Annotated in this window: 25 protein-coding genes, 1 tRNA gene and 1 rRNA gene; 16 read left to right on the forward strand and 11 right to left on the reverse strand. The window is 63.6% G+C overall.

Going from position 1 to position 24,243, the window contains the following annotated elements; translation table 11 throughout:
- The first annotated feature begins 94 nt into the window (after nt 1-94).
- On the forward strand, nt 95-634 hold the full coding sequence (locus tag ACZ92H_RS28110; RefSeq protein WP_070223805.1) for a DUF2058 domain-containing protein: 540 nt from the start codon (nt 95-97) through the stop codon (nt 632-634).
- Nucleotides 635-773: 139 nt separating this feature from the next.
- Here the strand turns inward: ACZ92H_RS28110 and ACZ92H_RS28115 are convergent.
- A tRNA-Phe gene (locus tag ACZ92H_RS28115) sits at nt 774-849 on the reverse strand.
- Between the two features lie 186 nt (nt 850-1,035).
- Here ACZ92H_RS28115 and dkgB point away from each other — a divergent pair.
- From dkgB to ACZ92H_RS28165, 10 genes are all read left to right on the forward strand, one after another.
- Complete coding sequence (gene dkgB / locus ACZ92H_RS28120) at nt 1,036-1,860, forward strand: 2,5-didehydrogluconate reductase DkgB (protein ID WP_465051823.1); 825 nt, start codon at nt 1,036-1,038, stop codon at nt 1,858-1,860.
- Between the two features lies 1 nt (nt 1,861).
- On the forward strand, nt 1,862-2,791 hold the full coding sequence (locus ACZ92H_RS28125; RefSeq protein ID WP_465051824.1) for a TIGR03571 family LLM class oxidoreductase: 930 nt from the start codon (nt 1,862-1,864) through the stop codon (nt 2,789-2,791).
- Nucleotides 2,792-2,857: 66 nt separating this feature from the next.
- On the forward strand, nt 2,858-4,102 hold the full coding sequence (locus ACZ92H_RS28130; RefSeq protein WP_465051825.1) for an FAD-dependent oxidoreductase: 1,245 nt from the start codon (nt 2,858-2,860) through the stop codon (nt 4,100-4,102).
- Between the two features lie 143 nt (nt 4,103-4,245).
- Nucleotides 4,246-4,968, forward strand: coding sequence for a DsbC family protein (locus ACZ92H_RS28135; protein WP_131375985.1), 723 nt, complete (start codon nt 4,246-4,248; stop codon nt 4,966-4,968).
- 131 nt (nt 4,969-5,099) lie between these two features.
- Nucleotides 5,100-5,558 carry a (2Fe-2S)-binding protein gene (locus ACZ92H_RS28140; protein WP_131375988.1) on the forward strand — a complete coding sequence of 153 codons (459 nt, stop codon included), beginning with the start codon at nt 5,100-5,102 and terminating at the stop codon, nt 5,556-5,558.
- 10 nt (nt 5,559-5,568) lie between these two features.
- Complete coding sequence (locus ACZ92H_RS28145; RefSeq protein ID WP_465051826.1) at nt 5,569-7,827, forward strand: xanthine dehydrogenase family protein molybdopterin-binding subunit; 2,259 nt, start codon at nt 5,569-5,571, stop codon at nt 7,825-7,827.
- Nucleotides 7,828-7,840: 13 nt separating this feature from the next.
- Nucleotides 7,841-8,419 carry a nucleotidyltransferase family protein gene (locus tag ACZ92H_RS28150; RefSeq protein WP_465051827.1) on the forward strand — a complete coding sequence of 193 codons (579 nt, stop codon included), beginning with the start codon at nt 7,841-7,843 and terminating at the stop codon, nt 8,417-8,419.
- Nucleotides 8,420-8,467: 48 nt separating this feature from the next.
- The gene (locus ACZ92H_RS28155) at nt 8,468-10,303 is read left to right on the forward strand and encodes a M61 family metallopeptidase (protein ID WP_465051828.1); all 1,836 of its coding nucleotides are present in this window, start codon (nt 8,468-8,470) and stop codon (nt 10,301-10,303) included.
- Nucleotides 10,304-10,495: 192 nt separating this feature from the next.
- Nucleotides 10,496-11,641 (forward strand): GGDEF domain-containing protein, encoded by a 1,146-nt coding sequence (locus ACZ92H_RS28160; protein ID WP_465051829.1) that lies wholly within the window; start codon nt 10,496-10,498, stop codon nt 11,639-11,641.
- Between the two features lie 91 nt (nt 11,642-11,732).
- Entirely contained in the window at nt 11,733-12,911 is a 1,179-nt protein-coding gene (locus tag ACZ92H_RS28165) for a GGDEF domain-containing protein (protein ID WP_465051830.1), read from the forward strand.
- On the opposite strand, the gene ACZ92H_RS28170 is transcribed toward ACZ92H_RS28165, so the two are convergent.
- The 7 genes from ACZ92H_RS28170 to rpe form a co-directional block, all read right to left on the reverse strand.
- Entirely contained in the window at nt 12,862-13,320 is a 459-nt protein-coding gene (locus ACZ92H_RS28170) for an energy transducer TonB (protein ID WP_465051831.1), read from the reverse strand. The genes ACZ92H_RS28165 and ACZ92H_RS28170 overlap by 50 nt on opposite strands.
- A gap of 32 nt (nt 13,321-13,352) precedes the next feature.
- Nucleotides 13,353-14,153 (reverse strand): indole-3-glycerol phosphate synthase TrpC, encoded by an 801-nt coding sequence (gene trpC / locus ACZ92H_RS28175; RefSeq protein ID WP_465051832.1) that lies wholly within the window; start codon nt 14,151-14,153, stop codon nt 13,353-13,355.
- Between the two features lie 34 nt (nt 14,154-14,187).
- Nucleotides 14,188-15,231, reverse strand: a complete 1,044-nt coding sequence (gene trpD / locus ACZ92H_RS28180) for an anthranilate phosphoribosyltransferase (RefSeq protein ID WP_131376022.1) — start codon at nt 15,229-15,231, stop codon at nt 14,188-14,190.
- A 65-nt stretch (nt 15,232-15,296) separates the two neighbouring features.
- Complete coding sequence (locus tag ACZ92H_RS28185) at nt 15,297-15,860, reverse strand: aminodeoxychorismate/anthranilate synthase component II (RefSeq protein WP_131376025.1); 564 nt, start codon at nt 15,858-15,860, stop codon at nt 15,297-15,299.
- A gap of 1 nt (nt 15,861) precedes the next feature.
- Nucleotides 15,862-17,358, reverse strand: coding sequence for an anthranilate synthase component I (trpE, locus tag ACZ92H_RS28190; RefSeq protein ID WP_131376028.1), 1,497 nt, complete (start codon nt 17,356-17,358; stop codon nt 15,862-15,864).
- A gap of 242 nt (nt 17,359-17,600) precedes the next feature.
- Nucleotides 17,601-18,317, reverse strand: coding sequence for a phosphoglycolate phosphatase (locus tag ACZ92H_RS28195; RefSeq protein WP_465051833.1), 717 nt, complete (start codon nt 18,315-18,317; stop codon nt 17,601-17,603).
- Nucleotides 18,317-18,991 (reverse strand): ribulose-phosphate 3-epimerase, encoded by a 675-nt coding sequence (gene rpe / locus ACZ92H_RS28200; protein WP_131376034.1) that lies wholly within the window; start codon nt 18,989-18,991, stop codon nt 18,317-18,319. Before rpe ends, ACZ92H_RS28195 begins: the two co-directional genes overlap by 1 nt.
- A 168-nt stretch (nt 18,992-19,159) precedes the next feature.
- Between rpe and apaG the strand changes: the two genes are divergently transcribed.
- A complete protein-coding gene (apaG, locus tag ACZ92H_RS28205) occupies nt 19,160-19,534 on the forward strand; it encodes a Co2+/Mg2+ efflux protein ApaG (RefSeq protein ID WP_131376037.1) in 375 nt (124 codons plus the stop codon).
- A 24-nt stretch (nt 19,535-19,558) separates the two neighbouring features.
- Here apaG and ACZ92H_RS28210 read toward each other — a convergent pair whose 3' ends face one another.
- Nucleotides 19,559-19,705, reverse strand: coding sequence for a hypothetical protein (locus ACZ92H_RS28210; RefSeq protein ID WP_465051834.1), 147 nt, complete (start codon nt 19,703-19,705; stop codon nt 19,559-19,561).
- A 34-nt stretch (nt 19,706-19,739) separates the two neighbouring features.
- On the opposite strand from ACZ92H_RS28210, the gene mltA reads away from it, so the two are divergent.
- The gene (mltA, locus tag ACZ92H_RS28215) at nt 19,740-20,984 is read left to right on the forward strand and encodes a murein transglycosylase A (RefSeq protein ID WP_465051835.1); all 1,245 of its coding nucleotides are present in this window, start codon (nt 19,740-19,742) and stop codon (nt 20,982-20,984) included.
- Between the two features lie 34 nt (nt 20,985-21,018).
- Here the strand turns inward: mltA and ACZ92H_RS28220 are convergent, their stop codons facing one another.
- Entirely contained in the window at nt 21,019-21,456 is a 438-nt protein-coding gene (locus ACZ92H_RS28220) for a universal stress protein (RefSeq protein WP_465051836.1), read from the reverse strand.
- A gap of 137 nt (nt 21,457-21,593) precedes the next feature.
- Complete coding sequence (locus ACZ92H_RS28225; RefSeq protein ID WP_465051837.1) at nt 21,594-22,802, reverse strand: MFS transporter; 1,209 nt, start codon at nt 22,800-22,802, stop codon at nt 21,594-21,596.
- Between the two features lie 174 nt (nt 22,803-22,976).
- Between ACZ92H_RS28225 and ACZ92H_RS28230 the strand changes: the two genes are divergently transcribed.
- From ACZ92H_RS28230 to ACZ92H_RS28240, 3 genes are all read left to right on the forward strand, one after another.
- Nucleotides 22,977-23,753 (forward strand): enoyl-CoA hydratase, encoded by a 777-nt coding sequence (locus tag ACZ92H_RS28230; RefSeq protein WP_131376044.1) that lies wholly within the window; start codon nt 22,977-22,979, stop codon nt 23,751-23,753.
- Between the two features lie 215 nt (nt 23,754-23,968).
- Nucleotides 23,969-24,136: a hypothetical protein gene (locus ACZ92H_RS28235; RefSeq protein WP_465051838.1), complete on the forward strand. Its 168-nt coding sequence runs from the start codon at nt 23,969-23,971 to the stop codon at nt 24,134-24,136.
- Nucleotides 24,135-24,243 (forward strand): 16S ribosomal RNA (locus tag ACZ92H_RS28240); the annotation flags it as partial. The genes ACZ92H_RS28235 and ACZ92H_RS28240, both read left to right, overlap by 2 nt.

Here is a 24,243-nt window from a genome sequence, read left to right on the forward strand (position 1 = left end):
AAAGGGCGCTGGCGAGCCGTTTTTTGCTATGCTTGCGTCTTTCCACCGGCCGATGCCGCTGCCTTGGCCGGCGCACCCTCAATACGGAGTAGTTATGGTCTCGTTGCAAGAGCAGTTTTTAAAGGCCGGCCTGGTCGACAAGAAAAAGGTCAAGCTGGCCAACCAGGACAAGAGCAAGCAAAAGAAGGACGAGCGCAAGAGCGGCACGCAAAGCGTCGACGAAGTGCGCCTGGCCGCGCTCGAGACGCAGCGCAAGAATGCCGAGCGGGCCCGCGAACTGAACGCCCAGCGCGACGCGGCCGCGAACCAGAAAGCCATCGTCGCGCAGATCGCGCAGATGGTGCAGAAGAATCGCCAGAGCAAGGGTAATAACGGCGACGTGCCGTACAATTTCACTTTTAATAACAAGATCGAGCGCATTTACGTGACGGCCGCCGTGCAGGCCCACCTGGTGGCGGGCCGCCTGGTGATCGTCTGCCTCGGCGGTGCCGTGGAACTGGTGCCGCGCATCATCGCCGACAAGATCGCCGAGCGCGACCCCGCCATCGTCGTGCGCGTCAAGCAGGCCAGCACGCAAGTGGACGAGGATGATCCGTACGCGGCGTTCCAGATTCCCGATGATTTGATGTGGTAAGAGGAGGGTGCCCGCTGCCGGGTGCGCCGGGAGGGAAATTGCAGCGGGCCGGCAACGGCCCGCTTTTGCGTGAAATACAAATGCTGCACAAACAAAAACGCCACCCGAAGGTGGCGTTTTTGAACGTAAAACATATTCTTGGTGGCCCGGGGCGGAATCGAACCACCGACACAAGGATTTTCAATCCTCTGCTCTACCGACTGAGCTACCAGGCCAAGGTGGCGAATTATAGCAGACCAAAACGCGAATGCAAGAGCTGGCGGCGACTTTTCCCGGATTTCTTGCCGCGTCGGCTAGTTATTTGCTTTCAGGGCAAATATGATTTGAGATAAGCGGTATTTTTCTCAACAAAGGATGGGCGCATAGTGTGGTCATCGAAATGTATTTGAGAGGACTGCCGCATGAATGCCACCACCATCCCTATCGCCATCCCTGAAATCGGCCTGGGCACTTTCCGCCTGCAGGGGCAGGTCGTGATCGACTCCGTCACCACGGGCCTTGACGTGGGCTACCGCCATATCGACACGGCGCAAATCTACGGCAACGAAGCCGAAGTGGGCCAGGCCATCGCCGCCAGCGCCGTCCCCCGCGATGAACTGTTCGTCACCACCAAGATCTGGATCGAGAACCTGCAGCGCGACAAACTCATTCCCAGCCTGAAGGACAGCCTGCGCAAGCTGCGGCTGGAACAGCTGGACCTGACCCTGATCCACTGGCCGTCGCCGCAGGACGCCATTCCCGTCGCCGAGACCATGGCGGCGCTGGCGGAAGCCAAGGCGCAGGGCTTGACCAAGGCCATCGGCGTGTCGAATTTCACCAACGCGCAGCTGCGGCAAGCCATTGCTACGGTGGGCGCGTCGGAAATCGCCACGCAGCAGATCGAGATCCACCCCTTCCTGCAAAACCGCAGCGTCATCGATTTCGCGCGCAGCCAGGGCATCCACATCACGGCCTACATGCCGCTCGCGTATGGCAAGGTGATGGCCGATCCCGTGATCGCGGCCATTGCGGCCAGACACGGCGTGACGCCGGCGCAAGTGGCCCTCAGCTGGTCGCTGCAGCAGGGCTTTGCCGTCATCCCGTCGTCGACCAAGCGCGCCAACCTGGAAGCGAACCTGCATTTCCAGCGCATCGCGCTGTCGCCGGACGAAATGGCGCAGATGGCCACCCTGGAGCGCGGCGAGCGCCTGGCCAATCCGGACGGCCTGGCGCCGCAGTGGGATTGAGATGGGCGCCATGACCAAGCTGGGGCAGGGCGGGTTCAGCATCGGCCTGGAACTGCCGCTCGATAATGACTGGTCGTCGACGGGTCGCCAGGCGAATGCGGCGTCCGTCCGCGTGCCGGGCGAACCGGACATGCGACAGCATGCGGAATTGGCAAGGCTGGCCGACCGCCTGGGCTTCCGCGCGCTGTGGCTGCGCGACGTGCCTTTATATGACCCGTCGTTCGGCGATGCGGCCCAGGTCTTCGAGGTGTTTACGTATCTGGGCTACCTGGCCGGCATTACCCAAAACATCTTGCTGGGCACGGCCGCCGTGGTGCTGCCCCTGCGCGAACCCGTACTCACCTTGAAGGCGGCGGCCAGCGTGGACCAGCTGAGCGGCGGGCGTTTGCTGCTGGGCGTGGCCAGCGGCGACCGGCCCGTCGAATATCCCGTCTTTGGCCGCGATTTCGAGCAGCGCGGCGCCGCCTTCCGCGAGCAGGTGGCCATGCTGCGCGACTGGGGCGGGACGCGCCTGCCGCCCGGCATCCGCCTGCTGCCCAGGCCAGCGACACCGTTGCCGCTGCTGGTGGCGGGGCTGGCGCAGCAGTCGCCCGCGTGGATAGGCGCGCAGATGGATGGCTGGCTCGCCTATCCGGGCACGCCGCAGGACCATGCGCGGCGTTCGGCCCAATGGCGCGCCGTCGCCGGGGAAGAGAAACCCTACGTCAGCTTCATCCACCTGGACCTGGACGAGGATCCGTCCCTGCCGCTGCAGCGCTTGCGCTTCGGCGGGCGCACTGGGCGCGATGGCCTGGTCGCGGAATTGACGGCCATGCGCGACGCCGGCGTGCGCCATATCGGCTTGCAGCTGCGGCAGAACCGCCGCCCGCTGGGCGAGACGATGCAGGAAATCGCGGAATATGTGCTGCCCGTGTTTCATGGCGCCGCTTGACCTGGGGCATGCGTCCTGTACTTCCGGACTATCTGAAAAGCATGGGGCAAACGCTATAATGGCCCCATGAACAGTCCCAACTCCCCCACCATGCGGCGCTTCATGCATCACCACAGCGACGTTTGCATCGTCGGCAATGGCGCCATCGCGAAAACCACGGCGCTGGCGTTTGCCCAGGCAGGACAAAGCGTCACCCTGCTATGCCCGGCCAGCCTGCCCGCAGCCACGTCCGCGGCAGCCGTCAAGCCCGTCGAGCCCAGCTGGGATGTGCGCGTGTATGCGCTCAATCACACGGCGCACCAGCTGCTGTCGTCGCTGAAGGTGTGGGGTGCCCTGGACGCAGACCGGGTGGCGCCCGTCGACGCCATGCTGGTCAATGGCGACGGCGCGCAGGCGGGCGGACTCGGTTTTGACGCCTATGGCGCCCATGTGGGCACGCTGGCCTGGATCGTCGAAGACCGCAACCTGGGGCAGGCGCTGGACGCCGCCCTGAAATTCGCCCGGAACGTCAACGTGGTGCAGGGCCGCGCCAGCCGCCTGGAATGGACGGATGATGCGGCCATCGTGCATCTCGATGGCGGCGACACCATCACTTGCGCCCTCGTCGTGGGGGCTGACGGCGCCCAGTCGTGGGTGCGCGGCCAGTGCGACATCGGCCTCGATTACCGCCCGTACGGGCAGCGCGGCGTGGTCAGCAACTTCGCCTGTGAAAAGCCGCACCATGGCGCGGCGCACCAGTGGTTCACGGGCAGCGAAGGCATCGTCGCGCTGCTGCCGCTGCCGGGCGAGCGCGTCTCGCTGGTCTGGTCGGCACCCGATGCGCTGGCCGATACCCTGATGTCCGAACCGGCCGAGGCCCTGGCCGCCCGCCTGTCCGCCTACTGCCATGACAAGCTGGGCAAGCTCACGCCGCTGCAGCCGGAGCTGGTGCGCGCGTTTCCGCTGACCCTGATGCGCCCGCACGCCATGGTGGCGCCGCGCGTGGCCCTGGTGGGCGACGCCGCCCATGTGGTGCACCCGATGGCCGGCCACGGCATGAACCTGGGATTCGCCGACGTGGCGCAGCTGGTCAGGACGATCGGCGAACGCGAAGCGCACCGCGGCATCGGCGACGAACGCGTGCTGGCCCGCTACGCGCGCGCGCGCAAGGAAGACGTGCTGCTGATGCAGCTGGCCACCGATGGTCTGGCGCGTCTGTTCGGTGCCGATCTGGAGCCGCTGCGCGTGGTTCGCAATTTGGGATTAAACTTGCTGGATAAATTACCGGCGCTGAAGCGGAAAATGATCTCCCACGCGCTCGGACATCAGTAGATCTTAAGATATCGCCGGATAATGGCAGGTGTGAAAATTCAAGGTCGCCGCAGCTCGTCTGCGGCGATCGTTTTGTTAAAGAGGTAACGGCGCCGGGCTCCATGCCAGTTCGGCCGGGCGTTATAAGTGGAGAAGTGATAGTGATGAAAATGAGCAGAATCGCATTGGTACTGGCCTCGGGCCTGATGATGTCGTGCGCCGGCGCGGAAACGCCGACGGAAGCGGGCATCAAGAAGCTGATCGAGCCGCGCCTGGGCGAAGGCGCCAAGGTGGACTCGGTCAAGGAAACCCCGTATGGCGGCCTGTATGAAGTGCGCACGGGTGGCGACATCCTGTACACGGACAAGAATGCGCAATACCTGTTCGTTGGCCACGTCTTCGATGCCAAGACCTCGCAAGACCTCACCAAGGTGCGCCTGGACGAAGTGAACCGCATCAAGTTCTCCGACCTGCCGCTCGATTCGGCCATGAAGACCGTCAAGGGCAATGGCAAGCGCGTGATCGCCGTGTTCGAAGACCCGAACTGCGGCTATTGCAAGCGCTTCCGCCAGACCGCGCTGAAGGAAATCGACAACGTCACCGTCTACACCTTCATGTACAACATCCTGTCGCCCGATTCCATCGTCAAGTCGCGCAATGTGTGGTGCGCGCCAGACCGCAACAAGGCCTGGGATGACTGGATGCTGAACGGTAAAGCGCCGGCCACGGTGGCCGCCAATTGCGCCAACCCGCATGAAAAAATCCTGGCGCTGGGCCAGCAGCTGCGCGTTTCCGGCACGCCTGCCATCTTCTTTACCGACGGCAGCCGCATTCCGGGCGCCATCGATACCAAGACGCTGGAACAGAAACTCTCCACCATCAAGTAATCCGGGCTGTCGCCAGGAAGGCTGGACGGCGCGCCCTCGCAAGGCGCGCTTTTTTTTGCATTTTTTCCGCTGTCGTATCATCGAGTGTTGTTTGTAGATTCAATAACAATCCAAAAAAGGGGAAGCAGCAGATGATTACCTTGAACATCAACGGACGCGACACGCAGGTCGACGCCGATCCTTCCACGCCCATCCTGTGGGCGCTGCGCGATAACCTGAACATGACGGGCACCAAATTCGGCTGCGGCATGGCCTTGTGCGGCGCCTGCACGGTGCATCTCGACGGCCAGGCCATCCGCTCGTGCATCACGCCGATTTCCTCCGTCGGCGCGCAAAAGATCACCACCATCGAAGCGATGGAAAACGACCAGGTGGGCAAGGCAGTGCAGGCCGCGTGGGTCCAGCACGACGTGCCGCAATGCGGCTACTGTCAAAGCGGCCAGGTGATGAGCGCCACGGCGCTGCTGCGCACCAACAAGTCGCCCAGCGATGCCGACATCGACGGCGCCATGAGCGGCAATATCTGCCGCTGCGGCACCTATCAACGGATCCGCGCAGCCATCAAGGACGCGGCCAAGACCCTGGCCTGAGGAGAGCGACATGCGCATCGAATGGTTGAATCAGGAAGCACTGCAGCATGGCGGAGTGACCCTGGGCGCGGCGTTGGCGGCGGCGCCGGTGGCCGATGGCGTGTCGCGGCGCGGTTTCATGAAGGCCGGCGCGGTCGCGGGCGGCGGCTTGATGCTGGGCTTTTTCCTGCCTGGCGCAGGCAAGCTGGCGCAGGCGGCCGATGCCGCTCCCGCCAAGCCCGTGTACGCGCCGAACGCCTTTTTGCACATCGCCCCAGATAACACGGTGACGGTGCAGGTGAACCGGCTGGAATTCGGCCAGGGCGTGCAAACGAGCCTGCCCATGCTGATCGCCGAGGAGCTCGACGCCGACTGGAGACAGGTGCATGGCGCCCTGGCGCCCGCCGGCGAGCAGTACAAGGATGCCGCCTACGGCATGCAGATGACGGGCGGCTCGGGCAGCATCGCCCATTCGTTCACCCAGTACCGCGAAATCGGCGCCAAGGCCCGCGCGATGCTGGTGGCTGCCGCTGCCGCGCAATGGAAAGTCAGCCCCGACCAGGTGCGCGCCGCCAAGGGCGTGCTGTACGGCCCCGGCGGGCAAAAGGCGACGTATGGCGAATTTGCCGACGCGGCCATGCGCCAGAGCGTGCCCGCCACGGTCAAGCTGAAGGACCCGCGCGAATTTTCCATCATCGGCAAGCCGGTGAAGCGCCTGGACGCCGCCGCCAAGTCCACTGGCAAGCAGCAGTTCGGCATCGACTTCAAGCCGCCCGGCGCCAAGGTGGCGATGGTGGCGCGTCCGCCCGTTTTCGGCGGCAAGGTGGCGAAGTTCGACGCCAGCAAGGCCAAGGCCATCGCCGGCGTGCTCGACGTGCTGGAAGTGAAGACCGACCGTGGCGGCAGCGGCGTGGCCGTCATCGCCACTGGCTACTGGCCGGCCAGGCAGGGCCGCGACGCGCTGGCGATCGACTGGGACACCAGTGCCGTGGAAAAGGTCAGCAGCGACAAGCAACTGGCGGACTTCAAGGCGCTGGCAAAGACGCCGGGCACGGTGGCGCGCGCATTCGACGTCGCCGCGCTGGCCAAGGCACCGAAGAAAATCGACGCCGTCTACGAATTCCCGTACCTGGCGCACGCACCGATGGAGCCGCTCAACTGCGTCATCGACCTGCAGGCCGACAAGTGCACCATGTGGGTCGGCTCGCAATTCCAGACGGGCGACCAGGCGGCCATCGCCGCCACGTCCGGCCTGCAACCCGAACAGGTGACCCTGCACACGATGATGGCGGGCGGCGGCTTTGGCCGGCGCGCCGTGCCGTCGTCCGACTACGTGGTCGAAGCCGTCAACGTCGCCAAGGCGTATCGGGCGGCCGGCAAGAGCGGGCCGTTGAAGCTGATGTGGAGCCGCGAGGACGACATCCGTGGCGGCTACTACCGGCCGTCGCACGTGCACCGCGCGCAGCTGGGCCTTGACGCCAAGGGCAAGATCCTGGCCTGGGACCATACCATCGTGGGGCAGTCCATCATGGCCGGCACGCCGTTCGAAGCCTTCATGGTGAAAAATGGCGTCGACGGCACCATGGTCGAAGGCATGGGCGAGCCGTACACCCTGCCGATGAAGCTGTCCGTGCACACGGCCAAGGCGAACGTGCCCGTGCTGTGGTGGCGCTCCGTCGGCTCGACGCACACGGCCTTTGTCATGGAAACCCTGATCGACGAGGCGGCGCACGTGGCGAAGATGGACCCCGTCGCCTACCGCAAGCAGCTGATCGACGCCAAGCATACGCGCCACATCGCCGCGCTGGACCTGGCCGTGGCCAAGTCCGGCTACGGCAGGAAGAAGCTGCCGAAAGGGCAGGCCTGGGGCGTGGCCATGCATGAATCGTTCAATTCCGTGGTCGCCTACGTGGTGACGGCGTCGGTGGTGCAAGGCGCGCCCAAGCTGCACCAGGTGTGGGCGGGCGTGCATTGCAACCTGGCCGTCAATCCGCTGACGATCGAGGCGCAAGTGCAGGGCGCGGCGCTGATGGCGCTGGGCATGACGATTCCCGGCGCCGCCATCACGCTCAAGGATGGCGTGGTGGAGCAGCAGAACTTCGGCGACTACCCCGTGCCGCGCATGCCCGACATGCCGGTCATCGAAGTGCACCTGGTGCCGTCGGGCGATGCGCCGACGGGCATGGGCGAACCGGGCGTGCCGCCGCTGGCCCCCGCGTTTGCCAACGCGCTGTTCGCCCTGACGGGCAAGCGCCTGCGCAAGCTGCCGTTTGATCTGGCGGCGGCATGACGGCAGCGGTCTTTTGAGCACGGTCGGCATCCTGCTGGCAGCCGGAAGGGGACGCAGGTTCGACCCTTCCGGCGTGCAGAACAAATTATTGCAGCCATTGCCGGACGGTCCGCACGCGGGTTTGCCGGTGGTGGTGGCGGCCGCCGCGAACATGCTGGCCGCCTTGCCGCGCGTGCTGGCCGTGGTGCGCGCCGACGACACGCAGGTGGCGCGCGCGCTCGGCGCGCTGGGCTGCGAAGTGCGCGTCTGCCATGACGCCGACACGGGCATGGCCGCTTCGCTGACCTGCGCCATCGGCCATGTGCGCGGCGCGCCGGGCTGGCTGATCGCGCTGGGCGACATGCCTGGTGTGGAACCGGCTACAATCGCCGCCTTGTCGCACGCCATTGCCGATGGCGCGCGCATCGCGGTGCCCGTGTTCCAGGGCCGGCGCGGCAATCCTGTCGCGTTCAGCGCCGTCCACTTGCCGCTGTTGCTGGCGCTGGACGGCGACCAGGGTGCGCGCAGCATCGTGCAAAGCCATGCGGTGCGCGAGGTGGCCGTCGATGATGGCGGCATCCTGCGCGACATCGATACACCTGACGATTTGTAAGGCGGGGCAGTGGCGCTCCCGGGAAGACATGCCAGACACGAGGAAAACATGAAGAAAGCACCGATCAAGAAAACCATCGCCAGGGCGCCCGCCGCCGGCATCATCTACAGCATCGCCGCCGCGGACCTGGCTGGCCACATGTTCAAGGTCACCCTGACGGTCAAGGCGCCGGCCGCCATCGGCCAGGTGTTTGCCTTGCCGGCCTGGATCCCGGGCAGCTACATGATCCGCGAATTTTCGCGCAACATCGTCAGCATCCGCGCCGAGTCCGAAGGCAAGGCCGTGGCCCTGGCCAAGCTGGACAAGCACTCGTGGCAAGCCGCTCCCTGCAAGGGCCCCTTGACGGTGGAATACGATGTGTATGCCTGGGACTTGTCCGTGCGCGCCGCCCACCTGGACCAGAACCACGGCTTCTTCAACGGCACCAGTGTGTTCCTGCGCGTGCTGGGCCAGGAGTCCGATGCCCATGAAGTGCACATCGTGCAGCCGAAGGATGCGGCCTGCAAGAGCTGGAGAGTGGCCACCACCTTGCCGGAACTGAAAGCCAAGCGCTACGGCTTCGGCAGCTACCAGGCGGCCAACTACGACGAGCTGATCGACCACCCGGTGGAGATGGGCGACTTCGCGCTGGCCACCTTCAAGGCGCACGGCGTGCCGCACGATATCGTCGTCACGGGCAAGGTGCCGAACCTGGACCTGGATCGCCTGTGCCGCGACCTGAAAGCCATCTGCGAAACGCAGATCGCCTTCTTCGAGCCAAAGAGCAAAAAAGCGCCGATGGACCGCTATGTGTTCATGACCATGGCCGTCGGCGACGGATATGGCGGCCTGGAACACCGCGCCTCGACGGCATTGATCTGCGCCCGCGCCGACTTGCCGACGACGGCATCGACCAGCACGGACATCGGCGACGGCTACCTGAAATTCCTGGGCCTGTGCAGCCATGAGTACTTCCATACCTGGAACGTCAAGCGCATCAAGCCGGCCGCTTTCGCGCCCTACAACCTGCAGGCGGAAAGCTACTCGCCGCTGCTGTGGCTATTCGAAGGCTTCACCAGCTACTACGACGACCTGATGCTGGTGCGCGCTGGCCTGATCGACGAGGAAGCCTACTTCAAGCTGCTGGGCAAGACAGTCAACAGCGTCCTGCGCGGCAGCGGCCGCACCAAGCAGAGCGTGGCCGATTCCAGCTTCGACGCCTGGGGCAAGTACTACCGCCAGGATGAAAACGCGCCGAACGCCATCGTCAGCTACTACACCAAGGGTTCGCTGATCGCGCTGGCCTTCGACCTGACCCTGCGCAGCAAGACGCATGGCGAAAAATCGCTGGACGACGTGATGCAGGCCTTGTGGCAGCGCTATGGCCGCGATTTCTACAAGGGCAAGGGCCGCGGCGTGACGCCGGCCGAAGTCGAAGCCCTGTTCGACGAGATTTCCGGCATGCGCATGAAGCCGTTCTTCGAGCGCTACATCCGCGGCACGGACGACGTGCCGCTGGCGCGCCTGCTGGCGCCGTTCGGCGTGAAATACAGCGATGTGCGCAAGGCGCAAAAACCTAGCCTGGATGTCAACCTGGGCCGCGACGGCAACGATGCCAAGCTGGCGCAGGTGCACCAGGGCGGCGCGGCCCATCTGGCCGGCCTGTCGGCGGGCGACGTGCTGGTGGCCATCGACGGCTTGCGCGTGGCGGGCAATCCGGCCACCCTCGACACCCTGCTGGGCCGTTACGCGGTCGGCGCCACGGTGGCGATCCACGCCTTCCGGCGCGACGAGCTGATGACGTTCAGCGCCGAATTGCAGGGCGACCGCGCGCCCGGCGTCAGCCTGACCATCCTGCCGGCGCCGAAGAAAGCCACGGGACCGAAGCGTCCTAGCGCCGTGTAAGGCACGGTCGTTGCTCCTGCCGGCAGGGCAGCTTGTGCGATGCGCAAGATTTGCCCTGCCGGCGGTTTCCCGGCTGTTTTTCACGGTACAATTTCCCGCACGAACTCTCGTGCCTGTCGGCATGCGCAGCGCGATGTGTCCGCTCACCGTACCGTGTCCCTCGTGAAACTTGATCCCAATACTATTATCCTGATGTCAACCTTGATGGCGGTTGCCATGTGCGTGGTGCTGTTCGCCGCGCAGCGCAGCTTTCCATCGACGGTGCAGGGCTTGCGCGAATGGGTGTTCGGCATGCTGGGACTGGTGGTCTCCAGCATGCTGTTCGGCTTGCGTGGCATGGTTCCGCCCGGCATTTTGTTGCCTGTCGCCAATTCCATCTTCCTGTGTGGCGCCGGCATGCTGCTGATCGGCACGCAGCGCTTCTATGGCGTGCGGCCGAGCTGGCGCCTGTTTCACCTGGTCTGGCTGCTGGGCTTGCTGGTCATGCTGTGCTGGCTGTATCTGTGGCCCGATTTCGCCATGCGCGTGGCGATGTTTTCCTTCCTGATGCTGGTGTTGAACGCCACGCAATTCCTGGTGATCGCGCGGCATGGCGAGCGGCAGGTGGCAACGCTGTTTTTCGGCATGCTGACCCTGGTGCAATCGCTGTCGGTATTGCACCGCGGCGTATCGGCCTTGCAGGACGGCGGCGCCGGCAACGATATCCTGCACGGCGGCCCGTATCACAGCCTGTATCTGGCCGTCACGGCATTCATGACCTTGCTGCTGCCCGTCGGTTTCATGACCGTGGCCACGCGCCGCCTGCAGGCTTTGCTTGAACAGCGCTCCAACCGCGACCCGCTGACTGCCGTGCTGAACCGGCGCGGTTTCGCCGAATGGCACGCCAGGGAAAGCGCGCGCCAGCCGTTGGCTCTGATGAGCATCGACCTGGACTTTTTCAAGTCCATCAATGACCGGCACGGGCATGCCATGGGCGACCGCGTGCTGGTCGACGTGGCGGGGGTGATCAGCGGGGCCTTGCGCGACAGCGATGCGGTGGCGCGTTTCGGCGGCGAGGAATTCGTCGTCCTGCTGCCCGATACGCCGCAGGCGCGCGCCGAACTGGTGGCCCAGCGCATCCAGGATGCCTTGCGCCAGCCGCGTCCCGAACCGGGCTTGCCGGCCTATACGCTGAGCATCGGCATCGCCTGCCAGGCGGCGCGCGACGAAACGCTCGACAGCTTGCTGCTGCGCTCGGACAAGGCCTTGTATCGCGCCAAGCAACTGGGACGCAACCGCGTCGAGGTGGCGCAGAAGGAGCTTGCTCCGTTGAAACAACTACATCATATTTTGCCCTGACTGAACTAAATTTTCCATAACTGAACTAAAATTGCTTCATTGATTTTTTAGGCTTCACACGACTGTGGAAACCCTCGATCCCCGCACCATCATGTTGATGACTACCCTGATGTGCGGGGCGATGAGCATCGTCATGTTTTCCGTGTACCGCAGTTTCCGGCGCGAGGTGCATGGCCTGGGACATTGGGCGGCCGGCTTGCTGCTGCTGGTGTGCGCGTCATTCCTGTTTGGCATGCGCGGCACCTGGCCCGACGCCGTGGCGCTGCTGGGCGCGAATGTGACCTTGATGCTGGGCATCGGCCTGTCCATGCTGGGCACGGAAAAATTCTACGAGCGCCCGCCCAGCCTGCGCTTCTATGCGCTTGCCTGCGCGCTTGGCACGGTCGGCATCGCCTGGTGGCTGCTGGCCACGCCCGATTTTTCGCGCAGGGTGACGGTCTTTTCCCTCGTGGTTTTCTGTTTCTACGCGCGCCAGGCACAGCTGGTATTGCGCCATGGCGAACGTCATTTCTCGAGTCTGTTCTTTGGCTGCCTGATGCTGCTGCAGGCGGTGGTGGTGCTGGTGCGTGGCGCGTCGGCCCTGCTGCATGGCGGTGCCAGCGTGGACTTGACGGTCACGGGCACCCTGGCCAGCATCTACCTGGCGGCGGCCAACTTCATGGCGCTGCTGCTGACGGTGGGCTTCATGACGGTGGCGACGCGGCGCCTGCAGACCATACTCGAACGCCGCTCGACGCACGACCCCTTGACGCAGGTGCTGAACCGGCGCGGTTTCGGCGACGTGTACGAGCGCGAAAAAGCCAACCTGCCGCGCCACCGCCAGCCATTGACCCTGCTCAGCATCGACCTGGATTTCTTCAAGTCGATCAATGACCGCTACGGCCATGCGACGGGCGACAAGGTGCTGGCGCACGTGGCCACCATCATCGGCGGCGCGCTGCGCGAATCGGATTGCGTGGCGCGTTTCGGCGGCGAGGAGTTTGTCGTGCTGCTGCCCGACATGGCGCCGCACAGTGCGCTGGGCGTGGCCGAACGCATCCGCGCCCTGCTGCGCGAACCGAATGCCTGCGGGCTGCCGGCCTGCACCGTGAGTATCGGCGTGGCTTGCCAGGCGTCGGCGCAGGAAGAGCTGGATCAACTGCTGTCGCGCGCCGATGCGGCCCTGTACCAGGCCAAGGAAAATGGCCGCGACCGCATCGAAGTCGATGCGAGCGGGCCGGTTACTGTGGTCCGGACAGTGTCCGCAGCTGGAATCGATTTTGGTCGTTGAATAAAAACGTCTCGGAGAAATCGAGGGTCTTGTCGCGGCTGCGCATCAATTGCGCGGCAGGCGGGAAGGCGTCGGGCACGCGCCGCACGGCAGCGAGCGCCGCGCGCGATGCGTCGCTGTCGCGCGAACGGTGCACGCGCACGCCTTTCAGGGTGCCATCGCGCCCGACGCTCAGGTCGAGCACGACGATGGCCGGCAGCATGGGCGGCAGGCGCCCGCTGAAGGTGAACTGGGTATTGGCATCCATGATCTGGCGTGCCACCTGCAGCTTGTAGGCATCGATGGTGGCAGCGGGGGCGATGGCCTTGGGCGCCAGCGGCGCGGCAGGGACCGCGGCGGGCATGCGCACGCGCGGTTCCGGCGCTTTCTGGCACGCCGCCAGCAGCGCGCCAACGGCAAGGACGGTCAATAGCTGTCTCATGACCGTCAGACTAGCACTTCTTAGCTGAACAGGCGTTGCAGTTCCACGCCGGGGTCGGGCGCGCGCATGAACGCCTCGCCCACGAGGAAGCCGTGCACGTCGGCTGCGCGCATGCGCTGCACGTCGGCCGTGCTGTGGATGCCCGACTCCGTGATGATTAACCGGTCTTGCGGAATGCGCGGCAGCAGGCCGATGGTGTTCTCCAGCGACGTTTCGAAGGTGCGCAGATTGCGGTTGTTGATGCCGATCAGCGCGCTCTTGAGCTTCAGGGCCGCCGTCAGTTCTTCGCCATCGTGGCTTTCGATCAGCACGCCCATGCCCAGTTCGTGGGCGCACGCTTCCATCTCCGCCATCAGGCCGTGGTCGAGCGCCGCGACGATCAGGAGGATGCAGTCGGCGCCCATGGCCCGCGCTTCATAGATCTGGTACATGTCGACCATGAAGTCCTTGCGCAGCACGGGAATGGCGCAGGCGGCGCGCGCCTGCTGCAGGTATGCCACGGAGCCCTGGAAGAACTGTTCATCCGTCAGCACGGACAGGCAGGCCGCGCCATGTTCGGCATAGCTGGCGGCGATATCGGCCGGGCGGAAATCGGCGCGGATCACGCCTTTCGACGGCGAAGCCTTCTTGACTTCGGCGATGATGCCGGGCTTGCCGGCGGCGATGTGCTGGCGCAGGCTCGCCTCGAAGCCGCGCAGATCGGCGCGCAGGGCGCTGTCGCTTTCCACGTCGCCGCGCAGGCTGGCCAGGCTGCGGTGGGCTTTCGCCTTCGCCACTTCATCGGCTTTCACGGCCAGGATTTTATCGAGTATGTCGGACATGATGGTCGCTATTCTATCAAGGAGGGCGGAGAGATTACGCGTGCGTCGGGGTACCCAGCTGCTGCGTCACCTGCACGAATTGCGCGAGTTTCGCCAGCGCGGCGCCCGAGCTGACGGCAGTGCGCGCGCGCGCCAGGCCATCTTCGATCGAGCTGGCCACGCCGGCCGCGTACAGCGCCGTGCCCGCGTTCAGGGCGACGATGTCGCTGGCCGCACCGGGCTCGCCGCGCAGCGCTTCCATCATCTTGGCTTTCGATTCCACGGAATCGGCCACTTTCAGGTTGCGGCTGGCGATCATTTGCAAGCCAAAGTCTTCCGGGTGGATTTCGTATTCACGGATCTCGCCGTTGACCAGTTCACCGACCATGGTAGCGGCGCCCAGCGACACTTCATCCATGTTGTCGCGGCCATACACGACGATGGCATGCTGCGCGCCCAGGCGCTGCAGCACGCGCACCTGGATGCCGACCAGGTCGGCGTGGAACACGCCCATCAGAATGTTCGGCGCGCCGGCGGGATTGGTCAGGGGGCCGAGGATATTGAAAATCGTGCGCACGCCCAGTTCGCGGCGCACGGGCGCCGCATGCTTCATGGCCGCGTGGTGGTTGGGCGCATACATGAAGCCGATGCCGGTTTGCGCGATCGACTGGGCGATCTGCTCGGGCTGCAGGTTGATGTTGACGCCCAGGGAATCCAGCACGTCGGCGCTGCCGGACGAGGACGACACGCTGCGCCCGCCATGCTTGGCCACGCGCGCGCCAGCGGCGGCGGCCACGAACATCGAGGCGGTGGAAATATTGAATGTGTGCGCGCCGTCGCCGCCCGTGCCGACAATGTCGAGCAGGTTGGTGGTGTCGGCCATGGGCACCTTGGTGGAAAACTCGCGCATCACTTGCGCGGCGGCGGCGATTTCGCCGATGGTTTCCTTTTTCACGCGCAAGCCCATGGTCAGCGCCGCGATCATGGTGGGCGACATGTCGCCGGACATGATCTGGCGGAACAGGTACAGCATTTCGTCGTGAAAGATTTCGCGGTGTTCGATACAGCGCAGCAGGGCTTCTTGTGGGGTGATCGGCATGATGCTTCCTTCTTCAATGATGGCGCAGGAGGACACTGATGGCACGCCGTGGCGTGCGCGGGGTATCAGCGCTCGAGAAAATTCTTCAGCAGGGCGTGGCCGTGCTCCGAGAGGATCGATTCGGGGTGGAACTGCACACCCTCGATATCGTATTCCCGGTGGCGCACGCCCATGATTTCGCCGTCGTCCGTCCACGCCGTCACTTCCAGGCAGGAAGGCAGCGAGGCGCGTTCGATCGCCAAAGAGTGGTAGCGGATCACTGTGAAGGGGCTGGGCAAGTTCTTGAAGACGCCCACGCCCGTATGCGCGATGAGGGAAGTCTTGCCATGCATGACCTGCTTGGCGCGGATGACTTTTCCGCCGAACGCTTCGCCGATGGCCTGGTGGCCCAGACACACGCCGAGGATCGGCTTCCTGCCGGCGAAGTGCTTCAGCACTGCCACCGAGATGCCCGCCTGCGCTGGCGCCTTCGGGCCGGGCGAGATGCAGATGCGGTCCGGGTTCAGCGCCTCGATCTGTTCGATCGTGATTTCATCATTGCGGTAGACCCGCACGTCTTCGCCCAACTCGCCGAAATACTGCACGATGTTGTAGGTGAAGGAGTCGTAGTTATCGATCATCAGCAGCATCTTAAAACTCCCCATCCAGGCCATCTTGCACTTGTTCGGCGGCGCGCAGTACGGCGCGCGCCTTGTTTTCGGTTTCCTGCCATTCCATTTCAGGGACCGAGTCGGCGACGATGCCGGCCGCGGCCTGCACGTACAGCATGCCGTCCTTGATCACTCCCGTGCGGATGGCGATCGCCACGTCCATTTCACCGCCAAACGACAGGTAGCCGCAGGCGCCGCCATAGATGCCGCGCTTGGTGATTTCCAGTTCGTCGATCACTTCCATGGCGCGCACTTTCGGCGCGCCTGTCAGGGTGCCGGCCGGGAAGGTGGCGCGCAGCACGTCCAGGTTCGACAAGCCCTCTTTCAGCTTGCCTTCCACGTTCGAGACGATGTGCTGCACGTGCGAGTATTTTTCGATGACCATGCGGTCGGTGACGTGCACGCTGCCCGTTTCGGCGATGCGGCCGATGTCGTTGCGCGCCAGGTCGATCAGCATCACGTGCTCGGCGATTTCTTTCGGGTCGGCCAGCAGTTCGGCCGACAGTTCGGCGTCGCGCTCGGGCGTGGCGCCGCGCGGGCGGGTGCCGGCGATGGGGCGCAAGGTCACTTTCTTGCCGCCGTCCGCCAGGCTTTCATTGCGCACCAAAATCTCGGGCGAAGCGCCGATGATCTGCATGTCGCCGAAATTATAGAAGTACATGTACGGCGACGGGTTCAGCGAACGCAGGGCGCGGTACAGGGTCAGCGGCGAATCGACATACGGCTTGCGGATGCGCTGGCCGATCTGCACCTGCATCAAATCGCCCGCCATCACGTATTCGTGGGCCTTGGCGACGGCCTTCAGGTAGTCTTCCTTGGAGAAATCGCGGATGGTTTCCGTGCGCACCGAGGCGCTGGTGACGGGGGCGTCGACGCCGCGGCGCAGCATCATGCGCAGGTCCTTGAGGCGCTGGCGCGCCTTGCTGAAGGATTCGGGCTGCGTCGTATCGGCGTAGACGATCAGGTACAGCTTGCCGGACAGGTTGTCGATGACGGCCAGTTCTTCCGTCACCATGAGCTGGATGTCGGGCAGTTTCAAGTCGTCTTTCGGCGCGCCGCCGGCGAGTTTTTTCTCGATGTGGCGTACCGTGTCGTAGCCGAAGTAGCCGGCCAGGCCGCCGCAGAAGCGCGGCATGCCAGGGCGCAGGGCCACCTTGAAGCGCGACTGGTACTGTTCGATGAAGTCGAGCGGGTTGCCTTCGTGCTCTTCGATCACGGCACCGTTCTTGATGATTTCGGTGCGGCTGCCATGGCTGCGCAGCACGGTGGTGGCGGGCAAGCCGATGAAGGAATAGCGGCCGAAGCGTTCGCCGCCGACGACGGATTCGAGCAAAAAGGTGTTCTTGCCGCCTTGCTGCGTCTGCGCCAGTTTCAGGTACAGGGTGAGCGGGGTTTCCAGGTCGGCGAAGGCTTCCGCGATCAGGGGGATGCGGTTGTAGCCTTGCTGGGCCAGCGATTTGAATTCGAGTTCGGTCATGTTTCTCTCCATGCCGTCAGGGACGCGTGTGCACGATGCACAAGCCCTGCGGTGGGTTATCAAAAAACCTGCCAGTGCACGCCAGATGCGCAATATGCGCGCGTGCAGCCGACAGCAATCTTACACGGCTCGGCCCTTAGGCCTGCCAGGATTGCCAGCGTCGCCAAAGCCAGGCCTCAATCGAGCCGGTTTGGGTGACATTGTGTTTTTTGATGAGAAACGTGTTCACGGTGTGGTGTGGGTCAGTATGCTGGTCTGTTTTGCATGCTAATAAAATGGGCCGCTTCAAGCAGCGTATTTACTATACCATCGGAATCGGTGTCGTGTATAGAGTGTCCGTGGTTGTAGCCATACGGTACCGTCAACACGGGGCAAGCCGCAGCCCGTGCCGCTTGCGCGTCATTCGACGAGTCGCCGATGGCCACCACCCTGGCCGGCGCCAGGTCGAAGTCCGCGCACACTTGCAGCAGCGGCAGCGGGTCCGGTTTCTTCCTCGGCAGCGAGTCGCCGCCGTAGACGATCTCGAAATAGCCGTCGAGTTTTTTCTGCTTCAGCAAGGGCAGGGCGAAGGCGATCGGCTTGTTGGTGACGCAGGCCAGGCGCAAACCCGCCGCCTGCATCGCCGCCAGTCCCGCTTCCACGTCCGGATACAGGGTGCTGAACTGGCCATTGATGGCCAGGTAGTGGCGCTGGTAGGCATCCATGGCTTGCTCGAAGCGCTGTTCCACGCCGGCCGCATCGAAGTCGAGCGCCAGCACCGTGCGGATCAGGTTTTCCGAACCCTTGCCCACCATCAGCTTGATGGCCTCGGCGCTGATGGGCGCAAGACCCAGCTCGGCGCGCATGCCGTTGATGGCGACATGGAAATCGGGCACGGTGTCGAGCATCGTGCCATCGAGGTCGATGATGGCGGCGCGCACGCCGGCCAGTACGTGGTCTTTCACCGTGCCCGCCCGCATCAGGCGCCCGCTACTTTGGCCAACTCGGCGCGCATGGCATCGATGACGGCCTTGTAGTCCGGCTTGCCGAAGATGGCCGAGCCGGCGACAAAGGTGTCGGCGCCGGCGGCGGCGGCGGCGGCGATGTTGTCGATCTTGATGCCGCCATCGACTTCCAGCATGATGTCACGGCCCGATTCGTCGATCATGCGGCGCGCTTCGGCGATTTTCTTCAGCGCCTGGGGGATGAAGGACTGGCCGCCGAAGCCCGGATTGACGGACATGATCAGGATCATGTCGATCTTGTCCATCACGTGTTCCAGGTAGTGCAGCGGCGTGCCCGGGTTGAACACCAGGCCCGATTTGCAGCCATTGTCGCGGATCAGCTGCAGCGAACGGTCGAGATGATCCGATGCTTCCGGGTGGAAGGTGATGATGTTCGCGCCAGCCTTGGCGAAATCCGGGATAATGCGATCGACAGGCTTGACCATCAGATGCACGTCGATGGGCACTTGCACGTGCGGGCGAATCGCTTCGCACACCAGCGGGCCGATGGTCAGGTTCGGCACATAGTGATTGTCCATCACGTCGAAGTGGATGATGTCGGCGCCGGCGGTAACGACGTTGCGCACTTCCTCGCCCAGGCGGGCAAAGTCGGCGGACAGGATGCTGGGAGCGATACGGAATGTAGTCATGGTGAAGTAGCCAAAGGAGAGAAAATGCGAAGATGCGCTATTTTACGCTTGACGCCGCTACCATGCCTCGTTGCACTACGCTGCAACACAGAATACACGGCGCGCCGTGGCTAATCAGGCACGCGCGACACACAATACACGACAGACAATGTCTGAATAGGAATGACGATGGCGACTTATGAATTTACGGTAACGGTCAAGACGCAATACCTGCCCGAGCAATCGGCACCGGACCAGGGACGGCACGTGTTCAGCTATACGATCCGCGTCGTCAACACGGGGACCGTGGGCGCGCAGCTGATTTCGCGCCACTGGGTCATCACGGATGCGAACAACAAGGTGGAAGAGGTGCGCGGCCTGGGCGCCGTCGGCCACCAGCCGCTGCTGCAGCCGGGCGAACAGTTCGAATACACGAGTGGCACCATGCTGGGCACGCCGCAAGGCTCGATGCGCGGCGAATATTTCTGCGTGGCCGAAGATGGCCATCAGTTCGAAGCGCCGATTCCCGAATTCGTGCTGTCCGTGCCGCGCACCCTGCATTAATCAGATGGCGCGGACGCGCGCCGCTTATTTCAGTTTTTCGGTGGCGTCCTGCTCTTCGCTTATCTGTTTGCGCGCTGGCGGTGCGGGCTTCTTGCCCGAATACATGGTCCACCAGACTATAAATGCCAGCAAGAAGAACGCCACCAGCGCCTCTATCATCAAGATCCACATACGCACCCCTATGTTATTTACCCGCAGCTTATTGTTGAACCGTCGTTTATTTACACGCGGTAGTCTACTCGTTTCAATCGGCGGCGTCGCGCTTGCGCTGTCCGCCTGTACCACGCCGCCGGCCGAGCCCGTCGCCGTGCCCGGCAAGGCGCCCGCGATCGCGCCGACCGTCGTCAAGCCGGTGCCGGCCAAACCGGCCGACGCCAAGGACGCGACGGATACGGCCGCGCCCACTTTCGTGCCGGCCAGGTTTGCCGCCTTGCCAGGCTGGGCGCGTGACGACATGCGCGCCGCCTGGCCCGCCTTCATGGCTTCCTGCGGCGTGCTGGTCAAGCGCCCGGATTGGAAAGAGTCGTGCACGATCGCGCGGCAGGTGAATGCCGACAGCGACAAGGCCATCCGCCTGTTTTTCGAGACGTTCTTTGTGCCCAATCAAGTCATCACCGCCGATGGCGCCAGCACGGGCCTGGTGACCGGTTATTACGAACCGCTGCTGCACGGCGCGCGCAAGCGTGGCGGCCCGTACCAGACGCCGCTGTACAAGGTGCCGGACGACCTCGTTTCCGTCGACCTGTCCAGCGTGTATCCGGAATTGAAGAACATGCGCCTGCGCGGCAAGCTGGTCGGCAAGAAGGTGGTGCCGTACGCCACGCGCGCCGACATCGAACGCGCCACGGCCGTCACGGGCAAGGAGTTGCTGTGGGTCGATGACGAGGTGGAAGCGTTCTTCCTGCAAGTGCAGGGCAGCGGCCGGGTGCAGCTGACGGATACGCAGGAAACCGTGCGCGTGGCCTATGCGGACCAGAATGGCCACCCGTACAAGTCCATCGGCCGCTACCTGGTCGACAAGGGCGAACTGACCATGAGCCAGGCGTCCGCGCAAGGCATCAAGGCGTGGATCGCCGGCCATCCCACGCGCAAGGATGAGTTGTTCAATGCCAATCCCAGCTATGTCTTCTTCAAGGAAGAGCGCTTGCCCGATCCGAAAGTGGGACCGAAGGGCGCGCTGGGCGTGCCGCTGACGCCGCAGCGCTCGGTGGCCATCGATTCGCGCTATGTGCCGCTCGGTGCGCCCGTGTTCCTGTCCACTACGCAAGCCAATAGCGACATTCCCATGCAGCGTCTGGTGATGGCGCAGGATACGGGCGGCGCCATTCGCGGCCCCATTCGTGTCGACTATTTCTTTGGTTTTGGTGCGGAAGCGGCGGAGAATGCGGGCCGCATGAAGCAGAGCGGCGCCGTGTGGGTATTGTTGCCGAAACAGGCGCCGGCGCGCTAGGGCATCCTGGCGGCGCCGGGAGGTGTGGTTCCGCTTAGCGTAAAACCATCACTGGCAAGTGCGTGTGCGCCAGCACTTTTTGCGTTTCGCTGCCGACGAACAGCTTGTTCAAGCCCTTGCGGCCATGCGAGGCCATCAGGATGATGTCGCACTGATAGGTTTGTGCCGCATTGACAATCTCTTCATGCGGGCTGGGCGAGACGGCGACCACGCCTTCGAAGGGCACGCCGACGGCGCGCGCCGCTTCGCCGATTTTGTCGATTGCGCGCTGCGACGCTTCCTGCATCTGCTGTTCGTACAGGCCGGCGTCCAGCACGATGCCGCCATCGGCCATCGGCGAGAACGGGAATGGCTGCACCACGCTGATGGCGACCAGCTTGGCCTTGTTCAGCTGGGCGAAGGCCAGTGCCGTCTCGGCGGCCTTGTCGGACAACGGCGAACCGTCGGTGGGAAATAAGATGGTGTTAAACATGGCGTGCTCCTCAAGTGATGTCATACAGCTTATGGATTTACGTCAATTAATTCCTTGATGTAAATCAAACCGATCAGGCTTTGTCGTGAATAGTGTCGTCAAGGCAATCTTTTAGCAGTGTATGCCCGTTCACCGCTTCAGGTGCGCACGCTACGCAAGGGCGTGCCCCATACCATGGCGAGCGTCAACCCTATGCTGCCTGCCGCGATGCAAGCCAGGCCATTGCGCACGCCAAAGTGTTCCGCCACCCACCCTGCAGCCAGCGCGCCCAGCGGCGCCGTCGCCACCGTCAGGAAACGCATGGTCGAGGTCATGCGCCCAAGCATGGCATCGGGCGTGACTTTCTGGCGCAAGCCCAGGTAGGGAATAAAGAACAGCATCACGCCGCAATCAAAAAAGAACATCAGCACGGCATACGCCACGGCCGTGGCTGTCGCACTGCCGAAGAGCAGGGCGGGGATGGCAGGTGTCAGGGCAAAGCACACGGACGTGGAGGCCAGGCCGATGAGAATGGTGCGGCCGGTGCCGTAGCGCCCGGTCAGCGGCTTGACAATGAAGGCGCTGAGCAGGACGCCGGCGCCGCCCAGCATCTGCGTCATGCCCAGCACGCCGGGGCTCATGCCCAGGTCGTGCGTGGCAAACAGTACTGCCAGGGCCATGCTGGCGTAAAACAGGAAGTGCCAGATCCCGGCGCCCCAGGCCAGCGCCCGCAGCAGCGGTTCGTGCCAGACGAACAGCAGGCCATCGGCGATGTCGCGCAAGGCGTGTTTATCGGATGGTGCGGGGCGCGGGTCGCGCACGCTCATGGCACGCAGATTGAACACGGAAACCAGGTAGCCGCAGGCCGTGCACAGGATGGCGACGGGCGCCGACAGCACTTGCACCAGCACGCCGGCCAGGCCGGGGCCGATCAGGCGCGAAGCCGATTCGGTGGCGGCAAATTTCGACTGCGCATCGATCAAGCCGTCACGGCCCACGAGGAAGGTCAGAAAGACTTGCTCGGCGCCACCGCCCACGACGAAGCCCGTGCCAATAATAAATCCCACTATATATAACCATGGCATCGACAGCACGCCGCACCACCAGGCGACGGCCACGCTGGCCAGGGCCAGGCCGGACATGCTTTCGCTGAACAGCATGATCGGGTGCTTGCTGCGCCGGTCCAGCAGCACGCCCACGGGCAAGCCGAACAGGGCAAACGGCAGTGCCTGCAAGGCGACGAGCAAGCCCATCTGCTCCGGCGTCGCATGCAGCAAGAGCACGGCGCACAGGGGCAGGGCCAGCGAGGTGATCTGGGCGCCAAAGCAATTGAGTCCATTGCTGAACCACAGGCGGCGGAAATTCACGCTGGCGGCGCTGCCGTCGCCGCGCAGGCGGCTGGCCAGTGACTGGAGAAGGGAGGAGGAAATTTGCTGCTCGATATGAAAATGATCAGGCTCAGAATAATACCAGCGCGCCTGTCGCGCCGCTGCCGTTAGCCGCTACAATCGTCGCTACCGTGTTCATCCAGAGGAGACTATATGCAATACGAAGACTTGATCATCGATATCCAGGACAAAGTGGCGCTCATCCGCCTGAACCGCCCGAAGGCGCTCAATGCCTTGAACGACAACATGATGAATGAACTGGGCGATGCGCTGCTCAAGTTCGACGCTGACGAAAATATTGGCTGCATCGTGCTGACCGGCAGCGAAAAAGCCTTTGCCGCCGGCGCCGACATCGCCGCCATGGCTGACTATACGTATCCCGACACCTTTACCCAGGGCTACATCAGCCGCAATTGGGAACATATCCTGCGCGTGCGCAAGCCCGTGGTGGGCGCGGTGGCCGGCTATGCGCTGGGCGGCGGCTGCGAGCTGGCCATGATGTGTGACTTCCTGATCGCCGCCGACAGCGCGAAATTCGGCCAGCCGGAAATCAAGGTTGGCGTCACGCCGGGCGCGGGCGGCACGCAACGCCTGCCGCGCGCCATCGGCAAGGCCAAGGCCATGGATCTGTTGCTGACGGCGCGCACCATCGATGCGGCCGAGGCGGAGCGCATCGGCCTGGTATCGCGCGTGGTGCCGGCGGACAAATTGCTGGAAGAAACCCTGGCCGCCGCCAAGACCATCGCCGCCATGCCGACCTCGGTGGCCATGATGATCAAGGATTGCGTCAACCGCGCGTTTGAAACCACCTTGGCCGATGGCGTCGCTTATGAGCGCCGTTTGTTCCAGGCCGCTTTCGGCACGCCGGCGCAAAAAGAAGGCATGCACGCTTTCCTGGAAAAGCGCTTGCCAAACTTCGACGGTCTTTGATATGATTCGCCTCCCCGATGCAACGCAGTGGTTTTAGCGAAACAAGGGGGTCGCCGGCAACGGCGATGCAGTAAAAAGAAGGTTGACGAAATGCTGCAAACGCTTCATACTCTTCCTTCTTCGCAGCTGGCAAACACAACGCTTTGTCGATAGCGCGAAAGCAGTAACCGAATACAGTTCTTTAACAATTAACAGTCGATAAGTGTGGACATTTGATGCAAGTGCAGCGTTACTTCGGTAACGTCATACTTAAAATATCAAATGTTCACGAAGAAATAAATGAAATAGGACGCTTCGCAAGAAGTGGCCTGTCAGTTGTTTTTGAAGTGAGCGACCCATCAGCAATGATGGTGCCTGTAAAAGGGCAAAGTAACAGAGATTAAACTGAAGAGTTTGATCCTGGCTCAGATTGAACGCTGGCGGCATGCCTTACACATGCAAGTCGAACGGCAGCACGGAGCTTGCTCTGGTGGCGAGTGGCGAACGGGTG

This window comes from Janthinobacterium foliorum (assembly GCF_978021625.1).